The following is an 11,552-nucleotide window of genomic DNA, read 5'->3' as shown; positions in this document are numbered from 1 at the left end:
TAGTGAAACGAAACAGCGCCGATGATAGTGTGGCATTTGCCATGTGAAAGTAGGACATCGCCAGGCTCCAAATTAGAGAAAGCCCGATTCTAAAGAGTCGGGCTTTTTTGCGTTTAGAGCTATCCACATCACGTGCTCTATTCATTCTTCAGGTAGGTTGGGTAGAGCGCAGCGAAACCCAACGTGAGTTAGCGAGTTGCTAGTTAGCAAGGGTAAAGTTGAACTGTGGTGTTGTTAAGTACAGAGTCACCCTCAGCAACAAACCCCGTAGGAGGCACTTCAGTGCCGAATCTAGACCAGAGCAAACACATTCACGGCTAAAGCCATTCCTACGTGATGAGAAGGTTAGACATTAGATGTCAGTTGATCTACAGGGAATGTAGTACAGAGTCACCCACAGCAACAAAACCCCGTAGGAGGCACTTCAGTGCCGAATCTAGCCCTTTACAAACACATTCACGGCTAAAGCCATTCCTACGTGATGAGAAGGTTAGACATTAGATGTCAGTTGATCTAGAGGGAATGTAGTACAGAGTTATCCTCAGCAACCCCCCTGTAGGAGGCACTTCAGTGCCGAATCTAGACCAAAAAATATATTCATGGCTAAATAGTTAGCGAGTTGCTAGTTAGCAAGGGTAAAGTTGAACTGTGGTGTTGTTTAGTAGAGAGTCACCCTCAGCAACAAAACGTCGTAGGAGGCACTTTAGTGCCGAATCAGACCATAACAAACACATTCACGGCTAAATAGTTAGCGAGTTGCTAGTTAGCAAGGGTAAAGTTGAACAGTTTGGTTGTTTAGTACAGTGTCACCCTAGCAACAAAACCCCGTAGGAGGCACTTCAGTGCCGAATCTAGACCATAACAAACACATTCATAGCTAAATAGTTAGCGAGTTGCTAGTTAGCAATGGTAAAGTTGAACTGTTTGGTTGTTTAGTAGAGAGTCACCCTCAGCAACAACCCCTGTAGGAGGCACTTCAGTGCCGAATCTAGACCATAACAAACACATTCACGGCTAAAGCCATTCCTACAAGTACACTTTGCCTAGAGCCTAGAGCCTAGAGCCTAGAGCCTAGAGCCTCGAGCCTAGAACCTAGAGCCTAGAGCCAGAGCCAGAGCCAGAGCCTAGAGCCAGAGCCCCCAGCAGAGGAAGACGCAGCACCAAACACCCACACCGCGCGGCTGATCGCTGACGGCTGAAAGCTGATAGCTCTGTGTTGGGTTTCGCTACGCTTTAACCAACCTACGCCACACCTTCCAACTTTCCAGTTACTAACAAAAAAGCCCAGCCGGTTTCCCGGCTGGGCTTCTATATCTAGCAATGATGAGATTACTTAATCATACTGTAGATAAGCGCAAATACGGCTAGAGAGCCAACTGTTAATACGAACAGTGTGCTTAAGCGGTTTCTGTATTTGTGTAAGCTAGGGACCTTATATACGGCAATCATTGGCATGATGAAAAGGATCATGGCAATGATAGGGCCTGATAGCTGATCCATCATGTCTAAAATACTTGGGTTGATCACTGAGCAATACCAAATAGCAAAGAACATGATAACAGTGCCAATCTTATCGACGAGTTTAGGGTTCATATGGGCTTGCTTACTAACAAGGCCGTTGAAGCTTTCACGGGCACCTAAGAAGTGGCCTAAGAATGAAGACGTAATCGCGATAAAGGCAACTAATGGCCCTAGAGTAGCAATAAACGAGTTATCAGTGATATTGGCAAGGAATGACAAGATAGACACGTTATCAGCTTTTGCTTGTACCATTTGTTCTGTAGATAGTGACAGTACGCACGAGAATACAAACAGTAAAACAAACACAATTAATAATAAGCTGGTGCGCTTTAGAATTGCTTCTGACTTCATTTTGGCATTATTGCCGTAGTGAGCGCGCTGTACATGCACAAAGCTTGATATTGCTGCAGCATGGCTAAATGAGAATACAATGATAGGTATTGATAACCAAAGTGTTTTCATGAATCCTGAAAACTCAGGGACTGATACATCTGGCATTTGCCAGCTTGGGATCAGGTAAATAGATAAGAAGAACAAGATAGCGACGAGAGGATAAACAAGGATTGCAAAAGCACGTAACATGAGTGCTTCGCCACCTAGCATTAAACTGATCATACCGCCAACGAGCACACCAGATAACAGCACGCGTGGTGGTGATTCCATACCTAATTGATTAACGATAAAGCTATCAACAGTGTTGGTTAACCCAACTCCGTAAATAAGTAAGATAGGGAAGATAGAGAGAAAATACAGTAAAGAGATTAAGCGCCCGGCGTTAATGCCAAAGTGTTCTTCTACTACATCGGTAAAGTCTGCTTCAGGCTGTTTTGATGATAAAACAAATCGTGCTAAGCCTCTGTGAGCTAAGTAAGTCATCGGAAAGGCAAGACATGCCATGATAATTAAAGGCCAAAATCCGCCGATACCGATATTAATTGGTAAGAATAAAATCCCTGCACCGACTGCGGTGCCAAATAAACTTAATACCCATTGGGTGTCATGAAGATTCCATTTTGAGTTACTACTTGTTGTCGATGCATCAAACGGCATAGCATCTTGATGTGTGTTCATTAGCACTCCACTATTAGAATAATAATTGTCGCGCAGCATATAGAAAAGCGACTAAGAATGCATGTTTTAGCGTTGTATTTAGATAACTATGCTGTAAGGAGAGACTTACAAAGAAAGAGAACTGGGCTTATTTAGAAAGCCCAGTTGTGGTATTTATTCTGCGGCTGCAAGTGCGCGAGCTTTAATGTCTGCGGCAAATGCTAAACCTTTCTTAAAACGTGCCTCAGCTGCAGTGATTTCACTTTCATCGCCATTGGCGGCAAGCACTCCTTGCGAAAGGGCTTTATAAAGTGCGGTAATTTGTGCCTCATAGCCGGCTTCAATTGCTTTTTCAACAGTCGTCATGGTTATTCCTTTAATAGATTAAGAGAGCAAAATACTATAGGAACAAGGACTTATTGGCTAGATGATTGTGGTCATAAAGTAGGGAATATGAAATTTTGATATTTATTTTGCGATGACAGGGGAGACGCTGGGTTTCGCTACGCTCTACCCAGCCTACGATATTTAATGGAACGCTTTTAGTTCTGTATTGCCGATACGACAAAATACGGATTCAGATACTCTTCTTTACTGTTATACAGTAGTGGGCTGCCATCGAGTTTGCTAACCGTTGCGCCTGCAATTTCGGCAATCGCATGACCTGCTCCGGTATCCCACTCACAGGTTGGGCCAAGGCGTGGGTATATATCAGCACTCCCTTCGGCAACTAGACAAAGTTTTAGTGAGCTGCCCTTTGAAACCATTTCTACATCTTCAAACTGTTTTACGAATTCAGCTAGATCAGGAGAAGGGTGTGAACGGCTGCCGACAACACGGATAAGCCCTTTATTTGGTTTACGGGTTACCTTAAGTTCAATGCGCTCATCACCTTTATCTTTAAAGGCACCAATTGCTTCAGCAGCAATATACGACACACCTAATGCCGGTGCATCGACAACAGCTAATACCGGTTTCCCTTTTTCAATCAAGGCAATGTTTACTGTGAACTCGCCATTCTTTTTGATGAACTCTTTGGTGCCATCAATTGGATCGACTAACCAGTAGCGTTGCCAAGTTTGACGGATATCCCAGCTAATATCAGCGCTTTCTTCGCTTAGAATTGGTACATCAGGGGTGAGATGTTGTAAGCCATTCACAATCACTTTGTGAGCTGCTAGGTCGGCGTCGGTCACTGGGCTTTCATCAGCTTTGTACTCAACATTAAAATCCTTTTCGTAAATCCCCATTATTGCACTACCGGCTTGGCGTGCGAGGAGTAATATTTCTTCTAGCAGTTCCGTTTGATTCATGACTTAACCTATAATTTGCTGTTGTTTTAAATACGCTACCAGTTCTTGCACCGATTGGTCTAGGCTGTTTTTACTGGTATCGATTTTAATTTCTGGCGATGTAGGGATTTGATAGTCTGAGTCGATACCTGTGAAGTGCTTAATTTCACCTGCACGGGCTTTTTTATAAAGCCCTTTAGGGTCGCGTGTTTCACACACGTCGAGCGGGGTATCTAAAAATACCTCAATAAATTCACCATCCTCTACTAAGTTTCTTACCATATCGCGTTCGCTTTGGAATGGCGAAATAAATGCGGTTAATACCACAAGACCGGCATCGACCATCAGCTTTGCAGTTTCACCGACGCGGCGAATGTTTTCCACGCGGTCTTCATCAGTAAAGCCAAGATCTTTACATAAGCCATGACGCACATTGTCGCCATCAAGTAGGTAGGTGTGAACGCCTAACTGGTTTAATGCGCTTTCTAGTGCGTTTGCAACAGTGCTTTTGCCTGAACCTGAAAAACCAGTGAACCATAAAATGGTTGGCTTATGCTTTTTTTGCTCACTACGCTGTGATTTGTTAATGGCGTAATTATGCCAAACGATATTTTCATCCATTGTCTTTACTCTCGTTATTGAAATGGGAATACCAGTGGTATGAGTGTTAAAACCGTAATCGAGTAAATAATCGATAAAGGTAAGCCCATTGCAATGTAATCTTTAAGGCGGTAATTTCCCGCGCTGTAAACCATCAAGTTAGTTTGATAACCAAATGGCGAAATGAAGCTCGCTGATGCACCAAATGCGACAGCCATAATAAAAGGCAACGGTGATACATCAAAACCAACGGCGAGTGCATACGCTACCGGAAATGAAAGCGCGGCAGCAGCATTATTGGTAATGAGTTCGGTAAATAAAACCGTCATTAAAAATATTGCGATAAATGCCCCGTAAGGCCCAAAATCACCTAATACGTATAACATGGCTGATGAAATTTCACCGGCAAGGCCTGTGCCTATCATGAGTTTGGCAAGGCCAATAGCACTGCCCACCACTGCGAGTAACTCAATCGGAAAACGACGTTTTACTTCACTTAGCTTGATTGTGCCCGTTAGCATTAAACCAATAAGAAGAACGAGTAGGCCTTTCACTAAGGGAACAAGGCCAACAATACTTAACCCCAATACGGTTGCAAAACTCGCTAACACAATATTTGATTGCTTAGGCTTTAAATGGGTTTGTAAATCAAGCCCTGAAATATAAACAAACTCGCGCTTTAAATTGGGTAGCGAGTAAAACTCTTTGCCAGGGGCAAGGATCAGTGAGTCACCGGCTTGCAATTGAACTTTACCTAAGCCACCTTGTAAACGGTCATGGCCGCGACGAATAGCAATAACGGCAGCATGAAATTGTTCACGAAAGCGAATTTCTTTAATTGTTTTACCAATGTATTTTGAAGAATGGCTAACAACAACTTCAACTAGGTGCTCAACATCTTTTTCATGTTTGTCGTGCACAACTTTTAAGCCGTCAAATTGGGTGAGCAGAGGTACTGACTTTATATCACCTACAAACAGCAGTACGTCACCTTCTTTGATAACTTGTTTTGGGGTAACCGCACAAATACGCTTATCACCGCGGATTATTTCGGCTAAGAACAAGTCTTTTAGTTCACGAAGGCCATTTTCCTCAACACTTTTACCAATGAGTTTTGAGCCTGCTTCTACTTTACCTTCTAGGTAGAAGGGCACCACCTCTTGGTCGTTTTTGCCGTTATCTGGCAAATACTTGAGCATCACTAAAATTGTGATAAGGCCAACGCTCAATGCGCCTAAACCAATCAAGGTAAAATCAAAAAAACCAAGTGGCTCCATGCCCGCTTCAACGGCAAAGCCATTAACAATTAAATTTGTTGAAGTCCCTATCAGGGTGATCGTGCCACCTAAAATAGCTGTGTACGATAAAGGCAACAAAAGCTTAGACGGTGAATGTGTCGGGCTTTCTTTTATCGAGCTAATCAGTGATGCCACTACCGCAGTATTATTAGTAAATGATGACAAAAAGGCGGTTGATAAACCAAGCTTGGTCACCGAACTTGTCAGGCTACCTTTAGAAAGAGACTGAGCAAGCTTTTGCACTAACGTGGTTTTTTCTACAGCTATCGAAACGAGTACTAGTAGAATAAGGGTAATTAAAGAAGGGTTTGCATAGTTAATTAGCATATCTTCAAGACTTATCAGCCCTGCTAAATAGCTAATACCAATGGCGCCGACAAATAACCATGCAGGTTTTAGTCGGGTGCCAAAAAGGCACCCCACTAATACCAGCATAATGCCTGTTAATACCAGCTGTTGATACATGCTTTTTACTTCCTATAACAGGCGAATAGTGATTATTTAAGCTTAGTTATATCAAGCGCTTGCCAATGAGGGAAGTGCTTGCGTACTAAGGCATTAAATTCAACTTCAAAGTCGCTAAAGCTACTTTGTTGTTCTTCAGTGCTAAGTAATTGCTCAATCATACCTGCCGCAACGGTTAGGTTTGATAGGCGGTCAATTAGGATAAACGCACCTGTTTCATGGTTGTTGTGGTACTCATCAGCCAAAATTGTTTCTGTAAGCTCTAAGGTTACAATCGCAATTTCGTTAAGTTGTAATGAGTCTGCTTGACCATGCTCAAGGGTATTTACATCAATCGTGTGATCGATTTTTCTTACCACTGCCGAGGTATTTTTGCTGCCTAGCTTAAAGTTGTAGCTTTTACCTAATACAAGCGGCGCTTCATGCATCCATACTAATTTAGCTTGAATACGGTTTGTAACAGCGGCTTTTGAAGCGGCTGGTACAATCACATCGCCACGGCTGATATCAATTTCGTCGTTTAACGTTAAGGTAATTGCTTGACCTGCTTCAGCGGTATCTAGGTTACCATCGAAAGTGACAATCTCTTTAATGCTCGAGCTTTTACCCGATGGTAATACTTTCACTGCATCACCCACGCTAAGTTTGCCAGACGTTAAAGTGCCTTGGAAACCACGGAAGTCTAAGTTCGGGCGTACTACATATTGCACTGGTAAGCGGGCTTCAAACCCGTTATCAATTTCAGCCGCTGGTGAGTCTTCAAGTAACTCCAGCAGTGGCTTTTCTGTGTAATAAGGTGTGTGCTCTGAGCGTGTTACTACGTTGTCACCTTTTAGCGCTGACATCGGCACAAATTTGATATTAGTAACGTTTAGCTGCTCTGCAAACTTAAGGTAGTCGGCTTTGATTTTCTCGTATACCGTTTCATCGAAATCGACGATATCCATCTTATTGATAGCAACAACAAACTGCTTAATACCTAATGAGTCACAGATAAAGCTATGACGCTTAGTTTGTACTTGTACGCCGTAACGAGCGTCAACTAGGATAATCGCCACGTCACTAGTTGATGCGCCGGTCACCATGTTGCGTGTGTATTGCTCATGTCCTGGTGTATCAGCAATAATGAATTTACGTTTTGCTGTAGAGAAGTAACGATAAGCAACGTCAATCGTAATACCTTGCTCACGCTCAGCTTGAAGACCATCTACAAGGAGTGCTAAATCAAGCTCTTCACCGGCATTACCGACTTTTTCATTGTCTTTATGCAGGGCTGCAAGTTGGTCTTCATAAATTTGGTGGCTGTCGTGTAAAAGGCGGCCAATCAGCGTTGATTTACCGTCATCTACACTACCACAAGTCAGCATGCGTAAAAGGCTTTTGTCTTGTTGACGCGCAAGGTAGGCGTCGATGCCTAGCTCTCTTACTTCATTAATCGTGTCGTTTGTTTTAGACATTAGAAATAGCCCTCACGTTTTTTCTTTTCCATTGAACCAGCAGAGTCGTGATCAATCACGCGGCCTTCACGCTCAGAAGAGGTAGAAAGCAGCATCTCTTCAATAATTTCAGTTAAGGTTCCTGCTGTTGATTCCACAGCACCCGTTAGCGGGTAACAACCAAGAGTACGAAAACGTACCGACTTCATTTGCGGTACTTCGCCTTCTTCTAATGGCATACGCTCATCATCAACCATGATTAGCGTGCCGTTACGCTCAACGACAGGGCGTTCTTTGGCAAGGTAAAGTGGAACCATTTCAATGTTTTCTTGGTAGATATACTGCCAAATATCAAGTTCAGTCCAGTTAGATAGCGGGAATACACGAATGCTTTCACCCGGGTTAACTTGGCTGTTATATGTATTCCAAAGCTCTGGACGTTGGTTTTTTGGATCCCATCTGTGGTGTTTGTCACGGAATGAGTAAACACGCTCTTTAGCACGTGATTTCTCTTCGTCACGGCGTGCCCCACCAAACGCAGCATCAAAGCCGTATTTATCTAACGCTTGCTTTAAGCCTTGCGTTTTCATGATGTCGGTGTGCTTTGCTGAGCCGTGTACAAATGGATTGATATCAATCTCTAACCCTTCAGGGTTTTTGTGGACGATTAAATCAAAGCCATACTCTTTAGCTAGGCGGTCACGAAACTCGATCATTTCCTTAAACTTCCAGTTGGTATCAACGTGTAAAAGTGGAAATGGGATCTTTGCTGGATAAAACGCTTTACGCGCCAAGTGTAATAACACTGATGAATCTTTACCAATTGAGTAAAGCATCACCGGGTTTTCAAACTCAGCAGCAACTTCGCGCATGATTTTGATACTTTCAGCTTCTAATTGCTGAAGGTGTGTTAAAGCCATTGTTAGTCGTCCTACTAAAATGATTAAAAGTTAAATTAAGCTACGCCAGTAATTGGCTGGGCAAAGCTGCTGGTTTGCTCTGTTTGACCAAACCATGCAAGCTGATGATGCAATGATGCAACTTCGCCAATAATTAATAAGGCGGGTGAGATAATGCTATGGCGTGAAATCAAATCAGCCAGCTCACCTAATTGCCCTGTAACCACACGTTGTTCTTTACGTGTGCCGTTTTCGATAATGGCAACGGGGGTATCTGCACCGCGGCCATGTTTTAATAGTTGTGCTTGAATATGCGGTGATTTAATCACTCCCATATAAATCGCTAAGGTCTGATTTGGCTTGGCAAGAGACTGCCAATCTAATTCTTGACCATCTTTTTTACAGTGACCCGTTACAAACTGAATGGCTTGCGCATGATCTCTGTGAGTAAGTGGAATACCTGCATAAGCGCTACAACCTGCAGCAGCAGTAATACCCGGTACGATTTGGTAACGCACTTTATTCGCGGCAAGAACTTGTACTTCTTCACCACCACGACCATAAATAAACGGGTCGCCGCCTTTAATACGGCATACTTTTTTGCCTTGCTTGGCAAAATCGACCAACATCTGATTGGTATCTTCTTGCGCCACACTGTGATCGCCTAACCTTTTACCTACGCAAACTAGGTCTGCATCACGGCGTACTAAATCCATAATTTCATCAGAAACTAAGTAGTCATATACCACCACATCGGCTTGTTGCATTAACTGCAGTGCTTTTAAGGTTAATAGCTCAGGGTCACCTGGGCCTGCACCTACAACATACACTTCGCCTTCTGGTTCTGGCTTTGCATCTAACAATTGCTCTAACTGCGCTGTTGCAGCTTCGGTATTACCCGCTTGGACTTTGCTTACAACTGATGAATCAAATACGCCTTCCCAAAACTGGCGGCGGTCAGCAAAGTGTTTAAAGCGTTGTTTTACTTTGTCACGAAAGCTGCCAACTAATGTAGCGAGTGGACCTATATGTTGTGGAATAAGCGTTTCGAGTTTTTCGCGTAAACGACGTGCTAATACCGGTGCTGTGCCTGCGCTTGAAATTGCAATTGTGATTGGATCACGGTCAACAATGGATGGAAAAATAAAGCTGCACTTAGGTTGATCATCCACCACGTTAACGAAAATATTGCGTGCATTTGCAAGTTCGAACACGTCTTTGTTCACGCTTTCGATATCTGTCGCGGCGATTACCAGCATTTGCTTGTCTAAATACTGTTCTTTGAATGTATCAGTGATCAGGTTTACTTCGTTTTGCTCAGCAAGAGCAAGTAGCTCATCACAAAATTCAGGCGCGACTAGCGTTACATTGGCACGTGCTTTTAAAAATGCACGGCATTTGCGTAACGCGACATCTCCACCGCCGACTACCAACACAGGTTTGTCGTCTAATTTGGTAAAGATTGGTAAATATTGCACTTTGTTCTCACCCCTAAAACACATCAACGAAACTGCTTATTGCAGGCAAGCAGAATATAGTGCTCTAAAAAAAGTAAAAAATAATTAAAACCAAGTTTATATAACTAAAAGTTATACCAGGTGGTTTGTTTTGGCTTAAGACTTAGTTAACAAGGGATTGCGACGAGTTACAAGTAATTAAAGGGCCTTATGGTGATTAGTTATGATTTATAGCCGAATGATAAAAATTTGCTACTATAGGTCACTAATATGGCAACACAAAAATAAGAGCAATGACTAAAATACAAACAATTGCTGCCCAAGCGGTGGCGCTGATGGACTTAACAACACTAAATGACAGCGACACAACAGAAACCATTAATAACTTGGTTGCTAGTATTGAGCCTAAGTTAGGCATTCCTGCAGCGGTTTGTGTATATAGCCAGTTTGTCAGTGACGCTAAACTGGCACTCGCTGAGCGTGAATTACAGCAAGTCAAAGTGGCTACCGTCACTAACTTTCCTGGTGGGGATGAGCCTTTAGAGGAAGTGCTAAATGAAACCTTGTTTGCCATTGAACGCGGTGCTGATGAAATTGATTTAGTGATCCCCTATAAAGCACTAATCGCCGGTGATGAGCGCAAAGTTTTAGAGTATGTCAAAGCGTCAAAAGAGGCATGTGGCAGCCAAGCGCAACTTAAAGTTATTATCGAAAGTGGCGAATTAAGCGATGATCTCATTGCAACAGCAACTAAGCTGGCAATTGATGGTGGCGCTGATTTTGTTAAAACCAGTACCGGTAAAGTGGCTGTCAATGCAACGCTAGCTGCAACTGACATCATGTTAAATACCATAAAAGCGAGTGGTAAAAAAGTCGGTTTTAAAGCGGCAGGCGGGGTCAGAACAGTTACTGATGCTGCTGAGTATTTAGCCCTCGCGGAATCAATTATGGGTGAAGCGTACTTACAACCCGAGCTATTTCGTTTTGGCGCTTCTGGGTTATTAAAAGATGTGTATGCAACATTAAATGAATCGTGAAAGTGAACAAGAGAAAATAGCGCTCGAGCATGGCGCAGCAAAGCTGTTTTTACGCTGTTACGAAAAGCAGTTTGGCGTAAGCATGCGTAATATTTGGCATAACACGCCGAGTAAACCAGACGTGAGTTGTTATAAAGGTGATGAACGGCTCGATATTGAAGTCGCGCATTTATATGCCAGTGAAACAGAAGCAATGGCGGTGTTAGGTCGGCCTCTGTCTATCTCAATGCAACGCGATCTCGCTGAAATGGCTTTAGCACCGAGTAACGAACGTTTGCACTGTGCTTTGCATCGCTTGCTGGCACAAAAAGCCAAAAAACATTACGAGTCTACGCAGCCTTGGTTATTAATTCGCAATGCCAGTACTATATGGCATCTCGATGATTTTAAGTCAGTACTTACTCACCTTGATGTGCCTAAGCACCATCCATTTCAACAAATTTGGTTGTTATGTGATTTTTATCGTGGTGAGTTATTACAAATTTTATAATGGAATG

At 43.0% G+C, this 11,552-nt stretch carries 10 protein-coding genes; 2 read left to right on the top strand and 8 right to left on the bottom strand.

Going from position 1 to position 11,552, the window contains the following annotated elements:
• Positions 1-1,329 precede the first annotated feature (1,329 nt).
• The 8 genes from C2M33_RS05475 to cysG form a co-directional block, all read right to left on the bottom strand.
• Positions 1,330-2,592, bottom strand: coding sequence for an aromatic amino acid transport family protein (locus tag C2M33_RS05475; RefSeq protein ID WP_105173935.1), 1,263 nt, complete (start codon positions 2,590-2,592; stop codon positions 1,330-1,332).
• Between the two features lie 153 nt (positions 2,593-2,745).
• Positions 2,746-2,937, bottom strand: coding sequence for a hypothetical protein (locus C2M33_RS05470; RefSeq protein WP_063700758.1), 192 nt, complete (start codon positions 2,935-2,937; stop codon positions 2,746-2,748).
• 176 nt (positions 2,938-3,113) lie between these two features.
• Complete coding sequence (gene cysQ / locus C2M33_RS05465; protein WP_105173934.1) at positions 3,114-3,884, bottom strand: 3'(2'),5'-bisphosphate nucleotidase CysQ; 771 nt, start codon at positions 3,882-3,884, stop codon at positions 3,114-3,116.
• Positions 3,885-3,887: 3 nt separating this feature from the next.
• A complete protein-coding gene (gene cysC / locus C2M33_RS05460) occupies positions 3,888-4,484 on the bottom strand; it encodes an adenylyl-sulfate kinase (protein ID WP_105173933.1) in 597 nt (198 codons plus the stop codon).
• 14 nt (positions 4,485-4,498) lie between these two features.
• A complete protein-coding gene (locus C2M33_RS05455; RefSeq protein ID WP_105173932.1) occupies positions 4,499-6,226 on the bottom strand; it encodes an SLC13 family permease in 1,728 nt (575 codons plus the stop codon).
• A gap of 32 nt (positions 6,227-6,258) precedes the next feature.
• A complete protein-coding gene (cysN, locus tag C2M33_RS05450) occupies positions 6,259-7,683 on the bottom strand; it encodes a sulfate adenylyltransferase subunit CysN (protein WP_105173931.1) in 1,425 nt (474 codons plus the stop codon).
• Positions 7,683-8,582 (bottom strand): sulfate adenylyltransferase subunit CysD, encoded by a 900-nt coding sequence (cysD, locus tag C2M33_RS05445; protein ID WP_105173930.1) that lies wholly within the window; start codon positions 8,580-8,582, stop codon positions 7,683-7,685. Before cysD ends, cysN begins: the two co-directional genes overlap by 1 nt.
• A 35-nt stretch (positions 8,583-8,617) precedes the next feature.
• Positions 8,618-10,039, bottom strand: a complete 1,422-nt coding sequence (gene cysG / locus C2M33_RS05440; RefSeq protein WP_105173936.1) for a siroheme synthase CysG — start codon at positions 10,037-10,039, stop codon at positions 8,618-8,620.
• 272 nt (positions 10,040-10,311) lie between these two features.
• On the opposite strand from cysG, the gene deoC reads away from it, so the two are divergent.
• Together deoC and C2M33_RS05430 are read left to right on the top strand one after the other, a co-directional pair.
• Positions 10,312-11,055 carry a deoxyribose-phosphate aldolase gene (gene deoC / locus C2M33_RS05435; protein ID WP_105173929.1) on the top strand — a complete coding sequence of 248 codons (744 nt, stop codon included), beginning with the start codon at positions 10,312-10,314 and terminating at the stop codon, positions 11,053-11,055.
• A complete protein-coding gene (locus C2M33_RS05430) occupies positions 11,045-11,545 on the top strand; it encodes a hypothetical protein (protein WP_058586658.1) in 501 nt (166 codons plus the stop codon). Before deoC ends, C2M33_RS05430 begins: the two co-directional genes overlap by 11 nt.
• Positions 11,546-11,552: the final 7 nt, after the last annotated feature.

The organism is Pseudoalteromonas sp. T1lg122, from assembly GCF_002964825.1.
GTDB lineage: Bacteria > Pseudomonadota > Gammaproteobacteria > Enterobacterales > Alteromonadaceae > Pseudoalteromonas > Pseudoalteromonas gelatinilytica.
Note: the sequence above shows the minus strand (reverse complement) of the source record. Positions and strands in the feature narration are given on the sequence as shown.